The 22,665-nt window shown below is 51.6% G+C and carries 23 protein-coding genes; 10 read left to right on the plus strand and 13 right to left on the minus strand.

Going from position 1 to position 22,665, the window contains the following annotated elements; translation table 11 throughout:
• Position 1: 1 nt before the first annotated feature.
• The 5 genes from BM025_RS02580 to BM025_RS02600 form a co-directional block, all read right to left on the minus strand.
• Entirely contained in the window at positions 2–829 is an 828-nt protein-coding gene (locus BM025_RS02580; RefSeq protein ID WP_085847540.1) for a DMT family transporter, read from the minus strand.
• A 213-nt stretch (positions 830–1,042) separates the two neighbouring features.
• Positions 1,043–1,549, minus strand: coding sequence for a GNAT family N-acetyltransferase (locus BM025_RS02585; protein WP_085847050.1), 507 nt, complete (start codon positions 1,547–1,549; stop codon positions 1,043–1,045).
• A gap of 196 nt (positions 1,550–1,745) precedes the next feature.
• Positions 1,746–3,392 (minus strand): chaperonin GroEL, encoded by a 1,647-nt coding sequence (gene groL / locus BM025_RS02590; protein WP_085847049.1) that lies wholly within the window; start codon positions 3,390–3,392, stop codon positions 1,746–1,748.
• An 84-nt stretch (positions 3,393–3,476) separates the two neighbouring features.
• The gene (locus BM025_RS02595; RefSeq protein WP_085847048.1) at positions 3,477–3,764 is read right to left on the minus strand and encodes a co-chaperone GroES; all 288 of its coding nucleotides are present in this window, start codon (positions 3,762–3,764) and stop codon (positions 3,477–3,479) included.
• 209 nt (positions 3,765–3,973) lie between these two features.
• The gene (locus tag BM025_RS02600; RefSeq protein WP_170842095.1) at positions 3,974–4,642 is read right to left on the minus strand and encodes a DUF2161 domain-containing phosphodiesterase; all 669 of its coding nucleotides are present in this window, start codon (positions 4,640–4,642) and stop codon (positions 3,974–3,976) included.
• A gap of 127 nt (positions 4,643–4,769) precedes the next feature.
• Here BM025_RS02600 and BM025_RS02605 point away from each other — a divergent pair, with 127 nt between their 5' ends.
• The 6 genes from BM025_RS02605 (at position 4,770) to BM025_RS02630 (ending at position 9,718) form a co-directional block, all read left to right on the plus strand.
• On the plus strand, positions 4,770–5,690 hold the full coding sequence (locus BM025_RS02605) for a manganese-dependent inorganic pyrophosphatase (protein ID WP_085847047.1): 921 nt from the start codon (positions 4,770–4,772) through the stop codon (positions 5,688–5,690).
• Between the two features lie 139 nt (positions 5,691–5,829).
• Positions 5,830–6,705 carry a TIGR01459 family HAD-type hydrolase gene (locus BM025_RS02610; protein WP_085847046.1) on the plus strand — a complete coding sequence of 292 codons (876 nt, stop codon included), beginning with the start codon at positions 5,830–5,832 and terminating at the stop codon, positions 6,703–6,705.
• 130 nt (positions 6,706–6,835) lie between these two features.
• A complete protein-coding gene (locus tag BM025_RS02615; protein WP_085847538.1) occupies positions 6,836–7,279 on the plus strand; it encodes a MaoC family dehydratase in 444 nt (147 codons plus the stop codon).
• Between the two features lie 29 nt (positions 7,280–7,308).
• Positions 7,309–8,235, plus strand: a complete 927-nt coding sequence (locus BM025_RS02620) for a bifunctional riboflavin kinase/FAD synthetase (protein ID WP_085847045.1) — start codon at positions 7,309–7,311, stop codon at positions 8,233–8,235.
• Positions 8,232–8,681, plus strand: coding sequence for a YcgN family cysteine cluster protein (locus tag BM025_RS02625; RefSeq protein ID WP_085847044.1), 450 nt, complete (start codon positions 8,232–8,234; stop codon positions 8,679–8,681). The genes BM025_RS02620 and BM025_RS02625 overlap by 4 nt, the downstream gene beginning before the upstream one ends.
• Positions 8,681–9,718 (plus strand): threonine aldolase family protein, encoded by a 1,038-nt coding sequence (locus BM025_RS02630; protein WP_085847043.1) that lies wholly within the window; start codon positions 8,681–8,683, stop codon positions 9,716–9,718. Before BM025_RS02625 ends, BM025_RS02630 begins: the two co-directional genes overlap by 1 nt.
• Positions 9,719–9,733: 15 nt before the next feature.
• On the opposite strand, the gene BM025_RS02635 is transcribed toward BM025_RS02630, so the two are convergent.
• Positions 9,734–10,336: a 2-hydroxychromene-2-carboxylate isomerase gene (locus tag BM025_RS02635; protein ID WP_085847042.1), complete on the minus strand. Its 603-nt coding sequence runs from the start codon at positions 10,334–10,336 to the stop codon at positions 9,734–9,736.
• Between the two features lie 110 nt (positions 10,337–10,446).
• On the opposite strand from BM025_RS02635, the gene BM025_RS02640 reads away from it, so the two are divergent.
• Positions 10,447–11,463, plus strand: a complete 1,017-nt coding sequence (locus BM025_RS02640) for a ribose-phosphate pyrophosphokinase (RefSeq protein ID WP_085847041.1) — start codon at positions 10,447–10,449, stop codon at positions 11,461–11,463.
• 131 nt (positions 11,464–11,594) lie between these two features.
• Here BM025_RS02640 and BM025_RS02645 read toward each other — a convergent pair whose 3' ends face one another.
• The 7 genes from BM025_RS02645 to BM025_RS02675 all read right to left on the minus strand — a co-directional run bounded on the left by BM025_RS02645 (position 11,595) and on the right by BM025_RS02675 (position 18,259).
• Positions 11,595–11,942 carry an H-type lectin domain-containing protein gene (locus tag BM025_RS02645; protein WP_085847040.1) on the minus strand — a complete coding sequence of 116 codons (348 nt, stop codon included), beginning with the start codon at positions 11,940–11,942 and terminating at the stop codon, positions 11,595–11,597.
• Positions 11,943–12,127: 185 nt separating this feature from the next.
• Complete coding sequence (locus tag BM025_RS02650) at positions 12,128–12,538, minus strand: F0F1 ATP synthase subunit epsilon (RefSeq protein ID WP_085847039.1); 411 nt, start codon at positions 12,536–12,538, stop codon at positions 12,128–12,130.
• A gap of 136 nt (positions 12,539–12,674) precedes the next feature.
• Positions 12,675–14,099 carry a F0F1 ATP synthase subunit beta gene (atpD, locus tag BM025_RS02655; protein WP_085847038.1) on the minus strand — a complete coding sequence of 475 codons (1,425 nt, stop codon included), beginning with the start codon at positions 14,097–14,099 and terminating at the stop codon, positions 12,675–12,677.
• 18 nt (positions 14,100–14,117) lie between these two features.
• On the minus strand, positions 14,118–14,990 hold the full coding sequence (locus tag BM025_RS02660) for a F0F1 ATP synthase subunit gamma (RefSeq protein WP_085847037.1): 873 nt from the start codon (positions 14,988–14,990) through the stop codon (positions 14,118–14,120).
• 21 nt (positions 14,991–15,011) lie between these two features.
• A complete protein-coding gene (gene atpA / locus BM025_RS02665; protein WP_085847036.1) occupies positions 15,012–16,547 on the minus strand; it encodes a F0F1 ATP synthase subunit alpha in 1,536 nt (511 codons plus the stop codon).
• Complete coding sequence (locus BM025_RS02670; RefSeq protein WP_085847537.1) at positions 16,547–17,107, minus strand: F0F1 ATP synthase subunit delta; 561 nt, start codon at positions 17,105–17,107, stop codon at positions 16,547–16,549. Before BM025_RS02670 ends, atpA begins: the two co-directional genes overlap by 1 nt.
• A gap of 393 nt (positions 17,108–17,500) precedes the next feature.
• Positions 17,501–18,259, minus strand: a complete 759-nt coding sequence (locus BM025_RS02675; RefSeq protein WP_085847035.1) for a methyltransferase domain-containing protein — start codon at positions 18,257–18,259, stop codon at positions 17,501–17,503.
• Positions 18,260–18,322: 63 nt separating this feature from the next.
• Between BM025_RS02675 and gloB the strand changes: the two genes are divergently transcribed.
• The 3 genes from gloB to BM025_RS02690 all read left to right on the plus strand — a co-directional run bounded on the left by gloB (position 18,323) and on the right by BM025_RS02690 (position 22,661).
• A complete protein-coding gene (gene gloB, locus BM025_RS02680) occupies positions 18,323–19,108 on the plus strand; it encodes a hydroxyacylglutathione hydrolase (RefSeq protein WP_085847536.1) in 786 nt (261 codons plus the stop codon).
• Positions 19,109–19,344: 236 nt separating this feature from the next.
• Positions 19,345–21,678, plus strand: a complete 2,334-nt coding sequence (gene clpA / locus BM025_RS02685) for an ATP-dependent Clp protease ATP-binding subunit ClpA (protein ID WP_085847034.1) — start codon at positions 19,345–19,347, stop codon at positions 21,676–21,678.
• An 11-nt stretch (positions 21,679–21,689) separates the two neighbouring features.
• Complete coding sequence (locus BM025_RS02690; protein ID WP_244515395.1) at positions 21,690–22,661, plus strand: M23 family metallopeptidase; 972 nt, start codon at positions 21,690–21,692, stop codon at positions 22,659–22,661.
• The last annotated feature ends 4 nt before the right edge of the window (positions 22,662–22,665 follow it).

Consider the following 22,665-nt stretch of genomic DNA (forward strand, 5'->3'; position numbering starts at 1 on the left):
GTCAGGGTCGGCGTAGCATTGAAACGCCGATCCCACCCAACACCAAAACGCTGGCAATCACAAATTTGAACGTGATGCCTTCGCCTAGAAAAACAAAGCCCCCCAACATTGCCAAAACCGGTACTGACAGTTGCGCCACGCCGGCGCGGCTGGCGCCAAGTTGCGGTAAAACCCGATACCACAAGGCATAGCCGAACCCAGATGTCACAACGCCTGCGACTATGGCAAGCACCGCCCCCATGCCCGTGAGCGCTCCTTGCGTGAGCAGCCAAACAATGCCCGTCGGGATGGTGGACAAGGCGAAATTGAGTGCTGTGTCGGCCAAAGGATCACGAGCGCGGCGACCGATCAAAGAGTAAATTCCCCAGCCTACCCCTGCAGAAATCATCGCAAAGACAGCAAAAGCGGGGAACTGCGCAGTCGCGTCAGGCCATAGCAAAAAGACCAATCCTCCAAGCGCCAGCATTCCGCCAAGCCAACGCTGCACAGGCACAGGTTCTTTCAAGAAAAGTGCGCCAGCAAACATTGATATTTGCACACTGCCAAATAAAATCAGCGCGCCTGCGCCAGACGGCAAAGACAGATAAGCCAATGAAAACCCAAGCATATAGACAGTCAATGCAAGGGACGACGGTACGCGCGTTGGCAGTTTAAGCGGCAAAACACTGCCACGCAGATACACCAACACAAGTAACGCCAAAGCGCCTGACATCACACGCAAAGCGGCAAAAGCAAACGGATCTGACGCGCCTGTCAACGCAACGCGAGTCAAAACAGAATTGGCGGCAAATGCCACCATTGCAAGGATCGTCAGCCAAAGCAGTCTCATACACAATCCAATGCAAAAGCGTTTATTTTGGACAGCATAGGCTGGCTTTAAAGAAAGAGCAGTCGTGAAAGCACCATCTCGCAAGAATGTGAGCATCTGGTCACATTCCTTTGATGCACACAATGTATCTTATGCCAGATATACATTTAGCACGAGATAAAGAGGTAAAACGACAGCGCCCCCTGCAGGACATCTCACTGAAATGACTATTAATTATACTGCCGTTGTCACGACATCATTGAATGGCACAAATGATTCAGGATATTGTAAAGTATGTTTCGATAAACCTGTTTTAGGGGCGATGGGATACAGCGATGTCAAAGCTTGCGCAAATGGCAGTGATAGGTTTTTCACTGCTGATTGGGAAAAGCCCATTTGAGCAAAATAAGCTGGGTCTCCGACCACGACCACGGCGGGTGCTTTTGCACGGCGCGCATCATCCATACCGCGACGAACCAAGTCACGTCCAATACCTTTTCTGCGAGAATTAGACGACACCACAAGCACAGACAAAACCCACCAATCGGCAGGGTTGATCATTTTCGCGCAACACAAATATCCAACAATTTGATCTTCATCGAATGCGATCCGTTCCATCGCGACCATTTGTGTCTCGCGCAGATTTAAAACTGTACGGTACATTTGTGAACTGCCGCATTCACTGTCCAAAAAAATAGACAGCGCAAGATTATCAGAGAGAGCGAGAGGGCGAAGATTCATATATAAATTCCATCGACTAATTACCCTACTGATCCCGCTTTGCAAAAACGCCACAAGACAAAATTCACCAAGATCGTGATTAACGAAAGATTAATGACGTGCAGGCTGAATTCTTATGCACATCCCTTAAAAACGCAAAAACGGGGGGCGCAATATGCACCCCCCGTCTAATAGTGTCAGTCAGATGACCGGCTGATTACATCATGCCGCCCATGCCGCCCATGCCGCCCATGTCAGGCATGCCGCCACCGGCGCCGCCATCTTTGGATGGTTTGTCAGCAACCATAGCTTCGGTTGTGATCAAGAGACCAGCGATAGACGCTGCATCTTCCAAAGCTGTGCGAACAACTTTAGCTGGATCGATCACGCCGAATGCGAACATGTCGCCATACTCTTCGGTTTGAGCGTTGAAGCCGAAAGATGTGTCGTTAGATTCGCGTACTTTGCCAGCAACAACAGCGCCATCGACGCCTGCGTTTTCAGCAATTTGGCGAAGCGGTGCTTCGATTGCGCGACGAACGATTGCGATACCAGCGTTTTGATCAGCGTTCGCGCCAGTCAGACCTTCAAGGCCTTTTGCAGCTTGAACCAGAGCAACACCACCGCCAACAACGATGCCTTCTTGAACAGCAGCACGTGTTGCGTTCAATGCATCGTCAACGCGATCTTTGCGTTCTTTAACTTCAACTTCAGTCATGCCACCAACGCGGATCACTGCAACGCCGCCTGCGAGTTTAGCAACACGCTCTTGGAGTTTTTCACGATCGTAGTCAGAAGTTGTTTCTTCGATTTGCGCGCGGATTTGGCCCACACGTGCTTCGATTTCTGCTTTTACGCCAGCGCCTTCAACGATTGTTGTTTCGTCTTTGGTGATGGAAACTTTCTTGGCAGAACCGAGCATGTCCATAGTGACGTTTTCAAGTTTCATGCCGAGGTCTTCGGAAATCACTTGGCCGCCAGTAAGGATCGCGATGTCTTGCAACATGGCTTTACGACGATCGCCGAAACCAGGTGCTTTCACAGCTGCGATTTTCAAGCCGCCGCGCAATTTGTTCACAACCAAAGTCGCAAGCGCTTCGCCTTCAACATCTTCTGCGATGATGAGAAGTGGTTTTTGTGATTGGATCACGGACTCGAGAAGTGGAACCATCGCTTGCAAAGAAGAAAGTTTCTTTTCGTGCAAGAGAATGACGCAGTCTTCGAGATCTGCAACCATTTTGTCTGGGTTCGTCACAAAGTAAGGGGACAAGAAACCGCGGTCGAACTGCATGCCTTCGACGACTGTTGTTTCTGTTTCCATGCCTTTGTTTTCTTCAACAGTGATAACACCGTCGTTGCCAACTTTTTGCATTGCGTCTGCGATTTGACGACCGATTTCAGCTTCGCCATTGGCAGAAATTGTACCAACTTGCGCAACTTCAGCGGAATCATTCACTGGGCGAGATGCCGCTTTGATCGCTTCAACAACGTTCAACGTTGCAAGATCGATACCGCGTTTCAGATCCATTGGGTTGAGACCAGCTGCAACCTGTTTGAGACCTTCTTTGATGATCGCTTGAGCCAAAACAGTCGCGGTTGTTGTACCGTCGCCAGCTTCGTCATTGGTGCGTGAGGCCACTTCTTTGACCATTTGCGCGCCCATGTTCTCGAATTTATCTTCGAGATCGATTTCTTTCGCAACAGACACACCGTCTTTGGTGATGCGCGGTGCGCCGAAAGATTTGTCGAGCACAACGTTGCGGCCTTTAGGGCCGAGTGTCACTTTTACAGCGTTTGCAAGAATGTTAACGCCGCGAAGCATCGCATTGCGGGCGTCTGTATCGAACTTGACTTCTTTAGCCATGAGTTCTCTCCTTAAGTCGAATTAAATGAGTGAAAGAGACATCTGCGCCATCAGCCCAAAGGCGTGGCGCGACGGGAAAATCGCTTAAGCGATGATACCCAAAATGTCGGATTCTTTCATGATGAGCAGCTCTTCGCCATCGACAGTGATTTCTGTACCGGACCATTTGCCGAACAGAACTTTGTCGCCAGCTGCGATAGACGGTGCGATCAATTCGCCGCTGTCTTTGCGTGCACCTTCACCAACGGAAACAACGATAGCTTCTGCGGGTTTTTCTTTTGCGGAATCAGGAATAATCAACCCGCCAGCAGTTTTTTCGTCGCTCTCAACGCGGCGAACAACCACGCGGTCATGAAGAGGTTTAAAGGCCATTTCGTACGGCTCCTTGCACAAAGTTTCAATTTCGGTCTCTGCCTAAACGGCAAAGGTAAATGCATCGTTAGCACTCAAGGGTATCGAGTGATAACGATGAATAGTTAGGGAGCGTGAGAGGCCAAGTCAACTGATTGGAGTAATTTTTTTCAATTGTTTGAGGTCAACGGACCAAAGCAAGCGGAAGCGCGCTGAAACCCCAATAAAACTTAAGGGTTTTCACCCTTAGCGCCAAGTTCTGTTATGCCGTAAATTCCCTTGGAGACACGTTCAAACCACTGATAGTGATTGGCCGCCATAATAGCCCGTGCCCGCTCTACCCCTGTCGCCTTGGCCACTTCGCTGGCTTTTGATGCACCGTTTTCAAAGATGTAGCTGCGGCATTTTTCGGCATCTTGGCGATAGGATGTCACGCGTCCACCACCGGGTGTTCCACCAATATTGGGATCGCCGATCCGTGTGTCGAATTCTTTGAGCAAGACATCTTTGCGTTTGGTGTTTTTGCGCGGCTTAAACGGCTTTGGGTCATTGTGAACCTGCACCGTGCCCTCATCTACATTCACCGACAGCACCCCAACCCCCAAACGTTTGCACAACGAAATGTTGCCTTTAAATGTTTTCCAAGCAGCCCTGCCCTTCCACCGCGGCACAGCGACATAGACTTGATCGGTGATGGATTGGCGTGCGATGGCTTGGTGCAGCAATATCAGCGAAAAGCCAGTTTTCAACTCGATGATCACAGGCGGCGTATCATCTGGCGCATCGGGGTGCATCGCCATCACATCGGCGTCTTTGACTTCGGCTTTCACGACATAGCCCAGCGCCACGAAATGCGCTTTCACAGGGGGGTATAAATCTGTCTCAAGAATACGGGGCATCTTGACGTGATACACATTTATCAAAGGGCGACCAAGAGCGCAGGTACACCAAACCGACAAAATGGTGACAAGCCATGCTGCACTGCCTATAAGAACGCAAAATCACCCTTTTGATGGATAGACTCACATGACAACGCTCGTATTTGGCCACAAATCCCCTGATACAGACTCCACTGGTTCCCCGCTTATCTGGGCGTGGTATTTGTCTGAAATCAAAGACACACCTGCTAAGGCTGTTTTGCTTGGAGAACCAAACACAGAAGCGGCTTTCGTGATTGAGAAATGGGGTTTCGAGAAACCTGAAATCATCACATCCGTTTCTGCTGGCCAAGACGTTGTCATCGTTGACACCAACAACCCAGCAGAGTTGCCAGAGGCGATCAACGACGCAAACATCACCGCGATCATCGACCACCACAAACTCGTGGGCGGCTTGGAAACAAAAGGCCCAATTGATATCACAATCCGCCCGTTGGCTTGTACTGCGACAATCATGTTTGACCTGATGGGTGATGATGCGGCAAAAATGCCCGACAACATCAAAGGCGCTATGTTGTCTTGCATCTTGTCCGACACGCTTGAATTCCGCTCACCAACCACGACAGACCATGACAAAGCTTTGGCCACCAAATTGGCGTCCGAGTTAAACATCGATATGGCTGTTTATGCGGCGGAACTGTTTGAAGCAAAATCAGACGTATCCGAGTTTTCTGACGCTGAATTGATCCGTATGGATTCCAAAGAATTCACAGTCGATGGCACTGCATTCCGCGTATCCGTTTTGGAAACAACCGCGCCGAAAATCGTGCTCGACCGCAAAGCCAGCTTGCTGACATCTATGGTTGATGTGGCCAAAGAAGACGGCGTGGATCACGTGCTGTTGTTCGTTGTCGATATCTTGAATGAAGAAGCCACATTGTTCATCCAAAACGACGCCGTGAAATCCGTGGCTGAAAAATCATTCGGCGCGACAGTGACCGGTGATGCGGTTGTTTTACCTGGCATCATGTCCCGCAAAAAACAAATCATCCCGAACCTTAAAGTCTAATCGGTTCGGCATAGATCAAAAGGGCGCTCCATATCAGGGCGCCCTTTTTTGTGGCCACAACGCCAATCCAAAACCGCGTCTCTTTCCTTTTACACGCCCAGACTATACCAAACACATACCTGCAATTTATGAGGCTGCCATGACCCGTTTGATCCAATCCCTGTCCGAGATATCCACCAATTACGACGCTTTGTTCGTTGATCTTTGGGGCTGCGTTCACAACGGAATCCAAGCCTTTCCCGAAGCGGTAAAAGCCCTGCAAGACTACCGCAAAGGCGGCGGTATCGTAATTTTGGTGACAAACTCTCCACGCCCATGGAAAGCCGTCTCTGAGCAAATGCTCAGTTTTGGCGTACCCAAAGATGCCTATGATGCGATTGCCACCTCGGGCGATTCTGCGCGCACCGCGATGTATTTGGGTGCAGTTGGTCAAAAAGTGTACCACATCGGCACCCCAGAAGAGGTCGACGTGTTCTTTGCCCCAAGCGACATTTTGGACAACGCGGTTGAAATCACAACAGTGCCGCTTGAAGAAGCAGACGGCATCGTATGCACAGGCCCGCGTCACGCCACAGCAGATGTCGATGTGCATCGTCCCGAATTTTTATACGCCAAGCAAAAGGGCATGAAACTTCTCTGTGCTAACCCTGATATCGTTGTGGATCGTGGCGAGGTCCGCGAATGGTGTGCGGGTGCAGTTGCAGCGCTCTATTCCGAAATGGGCGGCGAAAGCCTGTACTTTGGCAAACCACATCCCCCCATCTATGACCTTGCACGCCGTCACCTTGCGCAGTTGGCAGACATTGAAGACTCAAAAATCATGTGTATCGGCGATGGTATCGGCACCGATGTTATGGGCGGCATTAGCGAAGGGTTGGACGTTTTGTTCATCACAGGCGGTTTGGCTGCCCATGAGTTTGGTGATGATCCCGAAACCCCAGACCCCACACGTTTGAAATCATGGCTTGCAGAGCAAAACCTTTCGCCAACAGCTGCGATTTCATTATTGCGCTAAACTCAAACATTTTCGATAGAAACTTAAATTCACAAAATATAAATATGGCGAAACAATCTTGCGCGCAGGATTGTTTCGCCATCAACCTTGTGTTATGCTGCAACGCAACATGACCAAGGAATCGCATCATATGCTCGACAATTTTCCCCGTGGGACGATCTGTATCGAAGACATCGAATTCGGTATGACGCGATCCTTACGTAAAGTGATCACCGACCGCGACATCGAACTGTTTGCCGAAGTGTCGACAGATAGAAATCCTGTGCACCTTGATGAATCCTACGCCCAAGACACCATTTTCCAAGGCAGAATTGCCCACGGCATGCTCACAGCGGGGCTGATTTCTGCCGTGATTGGAGAACAGCTTCCGGGGCATGGGACAGTTTATCTAGGTCAAACGCTTAAATTCCTTGCACCTGTACGTCCTGGTGATTTGGTTTTAGCCGAAGTGACTGTGACCGACATCATCCACGCAAAACGCCGCGTTGCTCTTGAATGTAAGTGCACCGTAGGCGATACCGTTGTCCTAAAGGGCGACGCCATGGTGCTGGCGCCCAGTCGCAAATTTGATTGACGCGCGGGGGCCCGCCCGCGAGGAGCCCCATGAAAACGCACACTCACTGGACCAATACCCCTGACACTGCCCGTGGGGCAAGTGCCGCCATCGGCAACTTCGATGGCGTACATCTGGGCCATTGCGCCGTGATCGACATCGCGCGCACACACGGACCGCTTGGCATTGTCACGTTTGAACCGCATCCACGGGAATATTTTGCCCCCCACGGCAAATCGTTTCGGCTGATGAACGCGGAATCCAAAAAGAACCGCCTTGCCAAAATCGGTGTTGAGCACCTGTTTCAACTGCCTTTTGACGCGGAACTGGCAGCAATGCCCCCCGAAGCGTTTGCCCGCACAGTGTTGAAAGACGGGCTTGGCCTCAGCCATGTCGTTGTCGGCGCTGATTTCTGCTTTGGCCAAGGGCGCGCAGGCACCGCCCAAGATCTTGTACGGTTTGGCAAAGAAATGGGGTTTGACGTGACCATCGCCCCGCTGTTGAAAACCGACGTCGGCATTTCATCATCTTCAGCCATTCGCGAAGCATTGGCCGATGGGCGGATGTCTCATGCAAAAGACATGCTGGGCCACTGGCATCGCATCGAGGGTGCAGTGAACCACGGAGATAAACGCGGGCGCGATCTGGGATTTCCAACCGCAAACATGTCTATCGATGGGCTGCATGCGCCGAAATTTGGCGTCTACGCTGTCTTGGTTGATGTGCTCACAGGCGACCACAAAGGCAGCTACCACGGCGCGGCGTCGCTTGGGGTTAAACCCACATTTGGCGCCAATGTGCCCTGCCTTGAAAGTTTCATTTTTGACTTTGATGGCAATCTTTACGATGAACATTTGTCTGTCGCGTTTGTCGAATTTCTACGCGGTGAAGAAAAGTTTTCGAACCTAGATGATCTCATCACCCAAATGCATGCGGATTGCGACAAAGCACGGCGTATTTTGGGTGCTTTGACATGACCAAACGCGATAAGTTTTGGGAAACTGTTCCGCTCAAAAATATGAACGATGCGGAATGGGAAGCGCTGTGCGATGGGTGCGGAAAATGCTGTCTCAACAAGATCGAAGACGAAGATTCAGGCGAGGTATTTTTGACCCGTGTGGCCTGTAGGCTGCTTGACGATCAAAGTTGCCAGTGCGGCCAATATGAAACCCGCAAAAGCCTTGTGCCCGAGTGTATCATTTTGCGACCCAGCACCATCGACAAACACATTTATTGGATGCCGCAAACCTGCGCTTATCGATTGTTGCACCAAAACAAACCCTTACCCGAATGGCATCCGCTTTTGACGGGTGATCCACAAAGCGTTCATGCGGCAGGTGTTTCAGTTATGAACATGACCGTATCCGAACTCAACGTCGGCGAAGACGATTGGGAAGGCCATATCATCGAGGAACCTGTCTAATGTTTTTTGCCTCCGACAATACCTCTGGCGTGCATCCGAAAATCCTAGAAGCTTTGAGCCAAGCAAACGATGGCTTTGCGCCAGCATATGGTGCGGACAGCTACACAAGCGCCCTGCAAGAACGTCTGCGCGATATATTTGATGCGCCTGACGCGCGGATCTATCCGATGACATCAGGCACTGGGGCAAATGCGGCGCTTTTGGCAGCGATGACCCCACCTTGGGGCGTGATCTATTGTCACAAAACAGCACATATTGAGATGGATGAACGCGGCGCTGCGGGCTTTTACGCTGGCGGAGCTAAACTGAAAGCGTTGCCATCGAAAGACAGTCGCATTGATCCCAATGCCCTGCGCGCTGAAATCATGGCCGATGCAAATGGGAACGACATTCACGCGATGCCACCGGCCGCTGTGTCGCTGACCAACATCACGGAATTTGGTGAGCTTTATTCCCCTGTTCAAATCGCAGAACTGGCCAATGTATCTGGCTTACCACTGCATTTTGATGGCGCGCGCTTTGCCAATGCCATAGCTGCAAGCAAGATCAGCCCTTGGGAAATGACCCGCGAATTGAGCACGCTGTCATTGGGGGCCACCAAAACCGGCGCGATGGCAGCAGAGGCTGCGGTCTTATTTGATCCCGCGCTTGTGGAAGCCTTTGAAAGCCAACGGATGCGTGGAGGACACAACCTATCCAAAGCACGGTTCGTATCGGCCCAAATACTGGCATGGCTTGAGAATGATCTGTGGCTTGAATTGGCCACCCACGCCAATGCTATGGCAGCGCGTTTGGCTGCGGGTCTGGTCGACTTAGGCGGCTCGCTCAGCTATAGCGTTGATGGCAATATGGTTTTTGCCACCCTGCCCCGCGCTATGCACGCACGGGCCAAGGCAAAAGGCGCAATTTATCATTTATGGGGCACAGATACCGCCTTGATAGGTGATCCTGAAACCCCACAAATGGCGCGCTTTGTGGCAAGCTGGTCCACAACGCCAGCACATGTGGACGCTTTGTTGGCTGCTTTTGAACCCTAAGCAGAACGAGCGGTTCTAGAGCTTTCCTGCGAGGTGTAGATCAAGATCTTCTAAGCTGCTTTGCCCCCAAAATCGCTCGTCAGTATCGCGCACAATATAAAAGGGTGATCCGAACACCCCAGCCACAAAAGCGTCTTCTAGGTTGCGCGTGAAAGTTTCCGCGCCCTTAAGCATCCCTGACATCGACAACATCGGATCAAAGCCAGCACCTTTCAGTGCCGCAGTGATCACCGCATCGTCGGCGATATCTTGGTCATCCACCCACATGGCGCGGTTGAGTCCCGCAATCAAAGCGGGCACATCACCACCACCAGCCTGCGCTGCGGCGATAATCGCATAAGATGCAGGGGCCGCATTCGTAGGCCAAAACTTAGCATTAAGCTTAAGCGGCAGACCTGTTTTTTTGGACAACCGCGTCAACTCTTGGGTGCGATAAACTTTGCGGCCCTCTGGTCGGTCTGCTGGTTTTTGAGCCCCAAGGCGATCAAACAGCGCACTGATATCATAAGGTTTGTAACTGATCGTTGCGCCGTGTGTGGCCGCAATTTTTTCCAATCGATCCCCTGCCATGTAGGCAAAACCCGAAAGTAGGGAAAAATAGTAATCTATATGAGCCATATTGCATCTCTCCTGATGAGCGCTGTTTTCAAGACGGTAGCGGGATGGTAAGCGGTGTCAACATCACGATTCCATGACATTTGGCCAAATAACTGATCGGGAATGCTGCAATGGCGTACACTTCTGAACCTAAATTAATCTCAGGCAATGCGAACAGACCGCTTGCCACTTCTGTCGCGCGGCGCCTTTCTATGCATCGCGGCATGAACGTACAACTGTGTGACGCACGCGTTGAGCGTTTCAACGATGGCGAGATATTCGTCGAAGTCTATGAGAACGTGCGCGGCGAAGACATGTTCATCATTCAGCCGACATCAAACCCCGCCAATGACAATTTGATGGAGCTTTTGATCATCACCGATACGCTGCGCCGCTCGTCAGCGGGCCGCATCACGGCTGTGATCCCCTATTTTGGCTATGCACGCCAAGACCGCCGCACCAAAGCTCGCACACCTATTTCAGCCAAGCTTGTTGCAAACATGATGGTCGAAGCTGGTATCGAACGCATTTTGACCATGGACTTGCACGCGACGCAGATCCAAGGCTTTTTCGACATTCCCGTAGACAACCTCTACGCGTCTCCCGTGTTTGCGCTTGATATTAAGCATCACTTTAAAGACGGCTTAGAGGATGTAATGGTGGTGTCGCCTGATGTAGGCGGTGTGGCACGCGCGCGCGAGCTTGCAAAGCGTATCAACGCACCGTTGTCTATCGTCGACAAACGCCGTGAAAAAGCTGGCGAAATTGCTGAAATGACAGTGATCGGTGATGTTAAAGGCAAAAAGTGTATCATCGTTGATGACCTTTGCGACACGGCTGGCACGCTGTGTAAGGCGGCAGAGAACTTGTTGGATCATGGCGCTGAGGAAGTTCACGCATATATCACCCACGGAGTTCTGTCTGGTCCCGCTGTCGAGCGTGTGACCAACTCAGTGATGAAATCTTTGGTCATCACGGACACCATCGAGGCCTCAGATGCGGTGAAAAATTGCCCAAATATTCGCATCGTGCCAACAGCGCCATTGTTTGCGCAGGGCATTATCAACACTTGGAACGGCACATCTGTGTCATCTTTGTTTGAAAACGAAACTTTGGTGCCTTTGTATGAGGGCCTCTACCACCTGTAAGGTGACATAAGCCCGAGCCCCAAAGCGCAGCGCTCTCCGCTGCGCTTTTTGCATTCTAAATGGGGTGTTATGGCTGTTTGGCAGCAACCCTAATCTACGCACAAGACCTCAATCAGAGTGATAATTTGGGGCTAGACGTTCCAGTCATCGACATGGCGGACTGGACCTAAAGCCATCCAGTCGGCCCGCACACGCGCCACGCGCGTATCGCCCCAAGTCCGAAACACGATTACAAAGCTGTCTTCCGTCACCATTTCTGCGCAAATATCAACGCGGTGATTGCTGGCTTGGTCCATGTCGAGCATAGACAGGCCAACAGTGATGACAGGTGGACGGGCAAACGGTTCATCAAAATCAATCACACGCCTCAACTCGCGTGGCCCCTTGCCGGTCCACATTGCACCGCCGTCTTGAAAGTCAGAAAACAGTAAAAGAGAATCCTGCTCGACTCCCAGTTGGTGCGTATCAATTCTTTGCATAAGTCAGTGTATCTTTGCAGTTTCAATAGATAAAATTAGGCGCCATGGCCCTGCTCACCCTAAGCTGGGAAATTAACCTTGCCAAGAGCGCCGTGCAGCGGGCAAGTTTTATCATCTTGCCCCAAAATGCGAAAAGGCCCCTTGGTCAAACCAAAGGGCCTTTAAAATTCACAATCGGGCCTGATTTACAGGTGCGCGTCGAAGCCCAGATGTTCCGCGATGTGGATCAGATCCGCGAGAAGTTTTTGCGTCTCGTGCTGCGTATCAACCGCTGCGGTTTCATGGGCTTGCGTTGCAGTGGACACGAGTTCCGCGAGGATCTCAGGCGTCACTTCACTGGTTGGCAAAGCCATTTCCGCCAAAACGGAAATAGCATCAGCGGACAATTCCGCAAACCCACCGGTTACAACGAACTGCTCTTCTCCGTCTGCGCCCTTGATGGTCAAAAAACCAGGCCGCAAAGACAGAATGGTCGGCTCGTGGCCAGCCATCGCAGTCAAGTCACCATCAGCACCCGGGATCTGCACCTCGGTTGCCACCACAGAAGCAAGTTTGCGCTCTGGAGAGACGAGATCGAATTGGACAGTATTAGCCATGAAGGCCTCCTTTAAAGCGTTTTGTCCCAAGCACCTGTGCAATGATGCTTCAAACGCTTGGGTCAAATTGAGATGGCGAACGATCCGAGATCAAGATCTAAATGATCCCGACCTCGGGTCGTTTTAAGCTACAGACTTAAGCAGCGTCAGCCGCCATTTTCTCAGCTTTAGCAAGCACTTCGTCAATGCCACCCACCATGTAGAAAGCGCCTTCTGGAAGGTGATCGTACTCACCAGCCACAACAGCTTTAAACGATTTGATGGTGTCTTCGAGAGGAACCTGTTTACCGTCAGCGCCGGTGAACACTTTCGCAACGTCGAATGGCTGGGACAAGAAACGCTCGATTTTACGGGCGCGAGTCACAGTCATTTTGTCGTCTTCTGACAATTCGTCCATACCAAGGATGGCGATGATGTCTTGCAAAGACTTGTAACGCTGCAAAATTTGCTGGACGTCCGTCGCAACTTTGTAGTGCTCTTCGCCGATGATCAAAGGATCGAGCAAGCGTGATGTTGATCCAAGTGGATCAACCGCTGGGTAGATACCTTTTTCAGAGATCGAACGATCCAGAACGGTTGTCGCATCCAAGTGAGCAAACGATGTCGCTGGCGCAGGGTCAGTCAAGTCATCCGCAGGAACGTAGACGGCTTGAACGGACGTGATGGAACCGTTTTTCGTGGATGAGATGCGTTCTTGCATCGCGCCCATGTCGGTCGCCAAAGTTGGCTGGTAGCCAACCGCAGATGGGATACGACCCAAAAGCGCAGACACCTCGGAACCCGCCTGCGTAAAGCGGAAGATGTTGTCGACAAAGAACAGAACGTCTGAGCCGGATTCGTCGCGGAATTGCTCGGCCAGTGTCAAACCAGTCAAAGCAACACGCATACGCGCACCGGGAGGCTCGTTCATCTGACCGTAAACGAGAGCAATTTTAGACTCTTCGAGGTTGTCAGGAACGATAACGTTGGATTCGATCATCTCGTGGTAAAGGTCGTTACCTTCACGCGTACGCTCACCCACACCAGCGAACACAGACACACCAGAGTGCACTTTCGCGATGTTGTTGATGAGTTCCATGATCAAAACGGTTTTGCCAACACCGGCACCACCGAAGAGACCAATTTTACCACCTTTTGTGTAAGGCGCGAGAAGGTCGATGACCTTGATGCCTGTCACGAGGATTTCAGTGGCTGTGGACTGTTCGTCAAACGCAGGCGCGTCGCCGTGAATTGGGCGGCGGTCTGTTGTGTTCACAGGACCTTTTTCGTCAACAGGATCGCCTGTGACGTTCATGATGCGGCCCAAAGTCGCTTTACCAACTGGAACAGAAATCTGGTTGCCAGTTGCTGTGACGGCTTGACCACGTACGAGGCCTTCAGTCGCATCCATAGCGATGGTACGAACTGTACCCTCACCCAGGTGCTGAGCGACTTCGAGAACCAAACGGTTGCCATTGTTGTCTGTTTCGAGCGCGTCCAAAATCGCCGGCAATTCGCCGTCGAACTGAACGTCAACAACGGCGCCAATCACCTGGGTGATTTTGCCTTTTGCTTGTGCCATGTTTCGTTACTCCGGTTCTTAGAGCGCTTCAGCGCCCGAGATGATTTCGATAAGCTCATTGGTGATGACAGCCTGACGCGAACGGTTGTATTGAATGGTCAGTTTGTCGATCATGTCGCCTGCGTTGCGTGTGGCGTTGTCCATAGCGGACATCCGCGCACCCTGCTCGGAGGCAGCATTTTCCAAAAGAGCTGCAAAGATCTGCGTGGCGACGCCGCGCGGCAGAAGGTCTGCGAGGATGGCTTCTTCGGAAGGCTCGTAATCGTAGAGCGCCCCAGCGTCATCATCGTTTGCTTCATATGCCGCCGGAATAACCTGCAAAGCTGTCGGAATTTGGGAAACAACGTTGACGAATTTCGAGTAGAAAATCGTCGCAACATCGAACTCTTCGCCGTCAAAACGACCAAGGATATCCTTGGCGATTTCTTGTGCGTTGATATAGCCCAGACGTTTTACGCTGCTCAGATCGACGTGGCCGATCAAAAGCGCACCAAATTCACGGTTCAGCTGTTCACGGCCTTTTTTGCCAACAGTGAGAACTTTCACTGTTTTGCCAGCAGCTTGCAATTCGGCGATGCGTGTTTTTGCGAGTTTCACGATCGAAGAGTTGAAGCCACCACATAGGCCGCGTTCTGCAGTCATCACGACGAGCAATTGCACATCGTCTTTGCCCGTCCCGGCAAGAAGCCGGGGCGCGCTATCAGAGCCACCTACTGATGCGGACAGCGCCCCCAGAACAGCGTTAAACCGTTCTGTGTAGGGCCGTGACGCTTCAGCAGCATCTTGGGCGCGGCGCAATTTTGCGGCCGCGACCATTTGCATGGCTTTCGTGATCTTGCGTGTGGATTTCACACTCGCGATCCGATTTTTTAGGTCCTTGAGATTAGGCATTTAACTGTCCTTTTCCCAGGGTTAAGCGAAGGTTGCTGCGAATTCGTCCAGAACAGCCTTCACCTTGTCAGCGGCATCGCCTTTGATTTTTGGATCTTCATCAGAAATCCAAGTCAAAAGATCAGCGTGCTTGCCGCGCAAGAACTCAAGAAGGCCTTTCTCGAAACGGCTCACGTCGGATACAGCGATTTTATCGAGGTAGCCGTTTGTACCTGCAAAGATAACGCAAACGATTTCTGCGTTAGACAGTGGAGAGTACTGAGCTTGCTTCATGAGTTCTGTCAAACGCGCACCACGAGCCAGCAATTGCTGTGTGGAGGCATCAAGGTCAGAACCAAACTGAGCAAAAGCAGCCATCTCACGGTACTGAGCGAGTGAAAGTTTCACTGGACCAGCAACAGAAGACATCGCTTTTGTTTGCGCAGATGAGCCAACACGAGACACGGAAAGACCAGTGTTCACCGCAGGACGAATGCCTTGGTAGAACAATTCAGTTTCCAAGAAGATCTGACCATCTGTGATCGAAATCACGTTGGTTGGAATAAACGCAGAAACATCACCGCCCTGAGTTTCAATGATAGGCAAAGCCGTCAAAGAACCAGAACCGTAGTCTGCGTTGAGTTTCGCAGAACGCTCAAGAAGTCTGGAGTGAAGGTAGAACACGTCACCAGGGTAAGCTTCACGTCCTGGTGGGCGACGCAAAAGCAAAGACATTTGGCGGTAAGACACAGCTTGCTTTGAAAGGTCATCATAGATGATCAAAGCGTGGCGACCGTTGTCGCGAAAGTGCTCAGCCATAGCGGTCGCAGCGTAAGGCGCAAGGAACTGCATTGGTGCAGGATCGGACGCAGTCGCAGCCACAACGATAGTGTACTCAGACGCACCGGACTCTTCGAGCTTTTTAACAAGCTGAGCCACTGTGGAGCGTTTTTGACCAATCGCTACGTAGATACAGTACAATTTGTCATTTTCAGACTTTGCAGCATCGTTGTAGGATTTTTGGTTGAGGATCGTATCAAGCGCCACAGCTGTTTTACCAGTTTGACGGTCACCAATGATAAGCTCACGCTGGCCACGGCCAACTGGGATCATCGCGTCAACAGACTTAAGGCCTGTCGCCATTGGCTCGTGAACGGATTTACGCGGGATAATCCCCGGCGCTTTCACGTCAGCTACGAGGCGTTTGGATGTTTTAATCTCACCCTTGCCATCGATTGGGTTGCCAAGGCCATCAACAACGCGGCCCAAGAGCTCGTCGCCCGCAGGAACATCCACGATGGACTTCGTACGTTTAACTGTATCGCCTTCTTTGATGTCTTTATCAGACCCAAAGATAACGATACCTACGTTGTCGGCTTCAAGGTTAAGTGCCATCCCGCGGATGCCGCCGGGGAACTCAACCATTTCACCAGCCTGAACGTTGTCGAGACCGTAGACGCGGGCGATACCATCACCAACGCTCAGTACACGACCAACTTCAGCAACTTCGGCGTCTTTGCCAAAGTCTTTGATCTGATCCTTGAGGATCGCAGAAATTTCGGCTGCTTGGATTCCCATTATCCGACCTCTTTCATTGCATTCTGGAGGGAAGAGAGCTTGGAGGCGATTGATGTATCAATCATCTTCGAGCCCACTTTAACGATAAGACCGCCGATGAGGGACTCATCAACGGTCGCATTGATTGTAACGTCTTTGCCAAACTGGGCAGACAATGTCTTAGCCAGTTTGTCACTCTGCGTTTTGGTCAAAGCCTTTGCAGAGGTGACGTCCGCAGTCACTTCGCCGCGCTCGTCTGCGAGCATGGCGTTCAATGCGTCCACAAGTTGTGGCAACACAAAAAGACGACGGTTTTGCGCCAGCAAAGCCAAAGTATTGGCCGTGATGGGCGAAAATTTTGCTTTTTTCGAAATTGCTGCAACGACAGCACCATGTTCCTCACGCGAGACAACAGGTGACGCGATAACAGCGTTCAAATCAGCACTATCGGCCAAAGCCGAGCCAAGGGCGGCGACATCGCCCTCAAGCGCTTTTAGCGTTTTGCTTTCCTTGGCCAGATCAAACAAGGCCGTGGCGTAGCGTGCGGCAATACCGCGGGAAATCGAAGCTGGTTCGGACACGTCCACCCTTCCGATGTCGTTGGGCCTTTCCCCCTCAACTCACTGATTTGTGAACATCAAAGGTAGGGCATATTGAGAAGCCCGTGCGAATGCACAGGCAGCAAAAATCGCGCTGGGTATAGCTGAGCATTCGCCACCTCGCAACCTTGTTACTGCGCTTTCGTGCCAAGATGTCGCGGGGGCATTTAAGCAATATCAATCACTTAAGAAAAATGAGGCGTTTAAACATGAAAAAAAAGTTACAAGACACACCTTTTTTATCACTCATTTCAACGAATCCAGCGTCAAACTGCCAGCGTGACTCGATAATCTATAGAAGAAGACACAATAGATTTCCCCTTGTGAGAGCCCCTGTCGGCTGGGCTGTTCCCATTGCGGGAATACCACCCAGAACTACGGATTTAAGACTGGCTTGGCCTCGGGCACAGGCCGCAACCCACCCAAGACCCCTTTGGCACGACTGAGTGCTTGCGGACTGCCCGTTCCTGTTTGCGCGTAGACCTGTTTGGACACCTCAAGCATCAAGACACCGCCCGCCAGATGATCTGTCACTTGGCGTCCAATCCGTTCCAACATAGGCCCAGACCGCAGCCAAAAGCGTTTGTGTGACGGCGGTTGAAACAGCACAGCCTTGTGACGTTCAGGTACAAAATTGGCAAGTTTAAGCTGGGCCTCAAGCTGCCCCAACGAATAAGGCCGCCCATAGCCAAACGGCGTCCCATCTGAGCGTGACCACACGCCACCGCGATTGGGCACGATGAACAAAGCTTTGCCCCCAGGCCCCAACACACGCCAGCATTCTTCCAGCAAAGCGGATTGATTGTCAGAGGTTTCAAGCCCGTGCATCACCACCAGCTTATCAACGAATCCCGTTTGCAAAGGCCAAGCCGTTTCGTGGCACAACGTCGATGTGTTTTCCATTCCGGCAGGCCAGTGCATCACGCCTTGCTGATCCGGCATCAACGCCACAACGCGGCGTGCATCAGCCAAATAGGGCCGCAACAAAGGCACCGAAAACCCAAAGCCTGCAACAGTTTGCCGTGACGCGTTGGGCCAATAGGCCACAACCTGATCACGGATCACGCGCTGCGCCGCACGGCCCAAACCAGTGCGATAATAGAAATTTCTCAGTTCAACAACATCAAGGTGCATTGCAAATCTGCGTTCCATAGCCAACTGTTGTATCAACCATGACGCACAATGCGAGAAAACACCATGACCGAACTCGTCACCTTTCCCGTTCTCAAAGACAACTACGCGTTTCTCTTGCATGATCATGTGTCATTGCGCACGGCTGTGGTTGATGTCGCGGATCACGCTCCTATTATTGCAGAGCTTGAAAAGCACGGCTGGGATCTCACCGATATTTGGCTGACCCACCACCACTGGGACCACATCGATGGGCTTGCCCCTTTGCTCGAAGCTTGTGCTGCCAAAGGCTGGCACCCACGCGTTGTTGCCGCCAAAGCTGACATGCACCGCCTGCCCCATACGCTGATCACCGATCAAGTCGAAGATGGCGATACCTTTATGTTCGGCGATATCCCTGTGCACATTATCAATGTGCCCGGACACACGGTGGGGCACATCGCCTACCACGTGCCAAGCATCGCAACATTGTTCACCGCCGATAGTCTTATGGCGCTGGGATGTGGACGCTTGTTTGAAGGCACCCCTGCGCAAATGTGGAACAGCCTGCAAAAATTGCGCGCCCTGCCGCCACACACGACAGTCTGTTCGGGTCATGAATATACCGAAAGCAATGCCGCCTTTGCCATGTCCATCGATCCAGAAAACCCAGCGCTGCAGGCGCGTGTGCGCGACGTTAAAGCTGCCCGCGCTGCAAATATGCCGACAGTGCCGTCGCAATTGCAGCTTGAGATGGACACAAATCCATTTTTACGCGCCGACAATAAAGACTTAAAATCAGCTGTCGGCATGGCGAATGCATCCGATTTAGACGTCTTCACCGAAATCCGTGCCAGAAAAGACAGGTTCTGATGTTGCATTTCGCCCTTGCAAAGGCGGCGTTCTAACATACATCATAACAACAAGGGGGCGGCTACGATGCGCCCTAATGAACAAATATTGGACGAACACGGAAAAGTTTACGTGTGTTAACCAAAAAACCTCTTGAAGTGCGCAGGTTTCAATCGAACTTTAAGAGTATGCGGCGACGGTGGCATTAAGACCGCCATCTGCACCGTCTGGACCCGAATGAAAGGAGCACCCCCACAGTGCCATCATTTTCGAACACCCTTGAGCAAGCCATTCACGCTGCGCTGGCTCTGGCCAATGCACGCAAACATGAACTCGCAACGCTCGAGCATTTGTTGCTCGCGTTGATCGATGAACCGGATGCTGCACGCGTTATGCAAGCATGCAACGTCGAGCTTGAAGAACTGCGCAAAACACTTGTCGATTACATTGAAGATGATTTGACAACGCTCATCACCGATGTTGAAGGGTCCGAAGCTGTGCCAACAGCTTCTTTCCAGCGCGTCATTCAACGCGCTGCCATTCACGTGCAATCCTCAGGGCGTACTGAAGTGACTGGTGCCAATGTGCTGGTCGCGATCTTTGCTGAACGCGAATCCAACGCGGCCTTCTTTTTGCAAGAACAAGATATGACACGCTACGATGCGGTCAATTTTATCGCACATGGCGTTGCCAAAGATCCTGACTTTGAAGAAGCGCGGCCTATTTCCGGCGCAGATGATGACATTGAAGGCCCAACATCTGGCGGGCCTACCTCTGGCGGTGAAGAAAAAGAATCTGCACTCGCCAAATACTGTGTTGATTTGAACAAGAAAGCCGCTGAAGGGGACGTGGACCCCTTGATCGGCCGCACACATGAAGTCGAACGCTGCATTCAGGTGCTATGCCGTCGCCGCAAAAATAACCCGCTTTTGGTTGGCGACCCTGGCGTTGGCAAAACCGCTATTGCCGAAGGTCTCGCCCGTAAAATCGTTGACGGCGAAACCCCTGAAGTTTTGTCTAAATCAACCATCTACTCTCTCGATTTGGGCGCACTCTTAGCGGGCACCCGCTACCGTGGTGATTTTGAAGAACGCCTCAAAGCCGTGATGAAAGAACTCGAAGATCACCCAGATGCCGTGCTGTTCATTGATGAAATTCACACCGTCATCGGCGCAGGCGCGACCTCTGGCGGCGCTATGGATGCGTCAAACTTGCTCAAACCTGCTCTTGCAGGCGGCAAGCTGCGCTGCATGGGCTCAACAACTTACAAAGAATTCCGTCAACATTTTGAAAAAGATCGTGCTTTGGCGCGCCGCTTCCAAAAAATTGATGTGAATGAACCATCCGTGGATGATGCGGTTAAAATTCTGATGGGCCTCAAACCCTATTTCGAGGACCACCACGACATTCGCTACACCAACGATGCGATTAAATCCGCTGTCGAATTGGCTGCGCGCTACATTCATGACCGCAAGTTGCCCGACAAAGCGATCGATGTGATCGACGAAGCGGGCGCTGCTCAGCACCTTGTCTCTGAAAGCCGTCGTCGCAAAACCATCGGTCCGAAAGATATCGAAGCTGTGGTGGCGAAAATTGCACGCATCCCACCGAAAAGCGTGTCTAAAAATGACACCGAAGTGCTTAAAGATCTGGAATCCACGCTCAAACGTGTTGTTTTCGGACAAGACAAAGCCATCGTTGCCCTGTCTTCGGCCATCAAACTGGCACGCGCAGGCTTGCGTGAGCCTGAAAAGCCCATCGGCAACTACCTGTTCGCAGGGCCGACAGGCGTTGGTAAAACCGAGGTGGCCAAGCAACTCGCGGACACGCTTGGCGTTGAACTTTTGCGGTTTGACATGTCCGAGTACATGGAAAAACACGCCGTTTCACGCTTGATTGGCGCGCCCCCCGGCTATGTCGGCTTTGACCAAGGCGGCATGCTCACCGACGGTGTCGACCAGCATCCGCACTGTGTGTTGTTGCTCGATGAAATGGAAAAGGCCCACCCTGATGTGTACAACATCTTGCTGCAGGTGATGGACAACGGCAAACTCACGGATCACAATGGCAGAACCGTCGATTTCCGTAATGTTATCTTGATCATGACAACAAATGCCGGCGCGTCTGAACAAGCTAAAGAAGCCATCGGCTTTGGTCGTGATCGCCGTGAAGGCGAAGACACCGCTGCGATTGAACGCACATTTACACCTGAATTCCGCAACCGTTTGGATGCCGTGATTTCCTTTGATCCACTGCCAAAAGAAGTCATCTTCCAAGTTGTCGAGAAATTCGTTTTGCAACTTGAAGCTCAGCTCATGGACCGCAATGTCCACATTGAACTGACCCACGCTGCGGCCGAATGGCTAGGCAATAAAGGCTACGATAGTAAAATGGGCGCGCGTCCACTTGGCCGCGTGATCCAAGAGTACATCAAAAAACCACTGGCAGAAGAATTGCTGTTCGGCAAGCTTGCCAAAGGTGGTGTTGTACAAGTTGGTGTCAAAAACGGCCAAATCGACCTTCGCATCGAAGAACCCGGCGACAGACGTATCAGCGCTAGAAAAAAGCCTCCTTTGCTGACAGCTGAATAAAACACCTTGCTATGATGCGCCACACCGCAGCTCTCGCAATGACAATCATATCCCTCGCAAGCCCAATGCTTGCGGGGGATATTTCTTTGAGTTTGCCGATTGACTGCACGCTCGGTCAAACTTGCTACATCCAAAACTTTGTTGACGCTGACCCAAGCAATAAGGCGACAGATTTCACCTGTGGAAACCTGACTTATAACACCCACAAAGGTACCGATTTCGCCCTACCCACACACGCCGACATGTTTAAAAAAGTCGATGTGCTAGCTGCAATATCAGGAACGGTTTTGGGCGCACGCGACGGAATGGAAGACCACGCACAAAGCACAGTTGGAGCACCTGATGTGACAGGGCGAGAATGCGGGAACGGTCTAACCATTGACAATGGACACGGTTGGACAACGCAATATTGCCATATGATGCAAGGCTCCATCACAGTCCGAAAAGGCGACCAGATCCGCGAAGGCGCAGTATTGGGACAGGTCGGTCTTTCCGGTAAAACCGAATTTCCCCATGTCCATTTCATGGTTAGAAAAAACGGGGATGTGATCGACCCTTTTAATCCGTCAACCTCAAAAACATGCCGAGACACTGGGGGCCAAACACTTTGGAAAGACACCCTGCAATATCAGTCCACAGGAATTTTAGCCGTTGGAATCACTGATGCAGTGCCCGAATACGCGACCATCAAAGCGGGCACCCCGCAGGCCACTTTAACCACAAACAGCGCGGCGATTGTTGTTTTTGGCTTTGCTTTTGGTGGTCAAAAAGATGACATCATGCGCCTGTCCATAACTGGGCCTGCGGGAGCCATCATCTTGAAGGATGCAAAAATCGAAAAACCTCAAGCACAGTATTTTCGAGCTGCGGGGCGAAAATCATCAAAACCTTGGCCGGAGGGCAATTATCAAGCCCGCGTACAAATCATTCGCAACAACACCGTGATCAGCGATATGTCAGACCAAATCACAATCGCGCCTTAGCCGA

Source organism: Pacificibacter marinus (assembly GCF_900109555.1).
Lineage (GTDB): Bacteria > Pseudomonadota > Alphaproteobacteria > Rhodobacterales > Rhodobacteraceae > Celeribacter > Celeribacter marinus_C.

Excerpts from the sequence above, each read along its gene's own strand:
- BM025_RS02580 (WP_085847540.1), bottom strand. The coding sequence starts at position 829 with ATGAGACTGCTTTGGCTGACGATCCTTGCAATGGTGGCATTTGCCGCC.
- BM025_RS02585 (WP_085847050.1), bottom strand. The coding sequence starts at position 1,549 with ATGAATCTTCGCCCTCTCGCTCTCTCTGATAATCTTGCGCTGTCTATT.
- groL (WP_085847049.1), bottom strand. The coding sequence starts at position 3,392 with ATGGCTAAAGAAGTCAAGTTCGATACAGACGCCCGCAATGCGATGCTT.
- BM025_RS02595 (WP_085847048.1), bottom strand. The coding sequence starts at position 3,764 with ATGGCCTTTAAACCTCTTCATGACCGCGTGGTTGTTCGCCGCGTTGAG.
- BM025_RS02600 (WP_170842095.1), bottom strand. The coding sequence starts at position 4,642 with ATGCCCCGTATTCTTGAGACAGATTTATACCCCCCTGTGAAAGCGCAT.
- BM025_RS02605 (WP_085847047.1), top strand. The coding sequence starts at position 4,770 with ATGACAACGCTCGTATTTGGCCACAAATCCCCTGATACAGACTCCACT.
- BM025_RS02610 (WP_085847046.1), top strand. The coding sequence starts at position 5,830 with ATGACCCGTTTGATCCAATCCCTGTCCGAGATATCCACCAATTACGAC.
- BM025_RS02615 (WP_085847538.1), top strand. The coding sequence starts at position 6,836 with ATGCTCGACAATTTTCCCCGTGGGACGATCTGTATCGAAGACATCGAA.
- BM025_RS02620 (WP_085847045.1), top strand. The coding sequence starts at position 7,309 with ATGAAAACGCACACTCACTGGACCAATACCCCTGACACTGCCCGTGGG.
- BM025_RS02625 (WP_085847044.1), top strand. The coding sequence starts at position 8,232 with ATGACCAAACGCGATAAGTTTTGGGAAACTGTTCCGCTCAAAAATATG.
- BM025_RS02630 (WP_085847043.1), top strand. The coding sequence starts at position 8,681 with ATGTTTTTTGCCTCCGACAATACCTCTGGCGTGCATCCGAAAATCCTA.
- BM025_RS02635 (WP_085847042.1), bottom strand. The coding sequence starts at position 10,336 with ATGGCTCATATAGATTACTATTTTTCCCTACTTTCGGGTTTTGCCTAC.
- BM025_RS02640 (WP_085847041.1), top strand. The coding sequence starts at position 10,447 with ATGGCGTACACTTCTGAACCTAAATTAATCTCAGGCAATGCGAACAGA.
- BM025_RS02645 (WP_085847040.1), bottom strand. The coding sequence starts at position 11,942 with ATGCAAAGAATTGATACGCACCAACTGGGAGTCGAGCAGGATTCTCTT.
- BM025_RS02650 (WP_085847039.1), bottom strand. The coding sequence starts at position 12,538 with ATGGCTAATACTGTCCAATTCGATCTCGTCTCTCCAGAGCGCAAACTT.
- atpD (WP_085847038.1), bottom strand. The coding sequence starts at position 14,099 with ATGGCACAAGCAAAAGGCAAAATCACCCAGGTGATTGGCGCCGTTGTT.
- BM025_RS02660 (WP_085847037.1), bottom strand. The coding sequence starts at position 14,990 with ATGCCTAATCTCAAGGACCTAAAAAATCGGATCGCGAGTGTGAAATCC.
- atpA (WP_085847036.1), bottom strand. The coding sequence starts at position 16,547 with ATGGGAATCCAAGCAGCCGAAATTTCTGCGATCCTCAAGGATCAGATC.
- BM025_RS02675 (WP_085847035.1), bottom strand. The coding sequence starts at position 18,259 with ATGCACCTTGATGTTGTTGAACTGAGAAATTTCTATTATCGCACTGGT.
- gloB (WP_085847536.1), top strand. The coding sequence starts at position 18,323 with ATGACCGAACTCGTCACCTTTCCCGTTCTCAAAGACAACTACGCGTTT.
- BM025_RS02690 (WP_244515395.1), top strand. The coding sequence starts at position 21,690 with ATGATGCGCCACACCGCAGCTCTCGCAATGACAATCATATCCCTCGCA.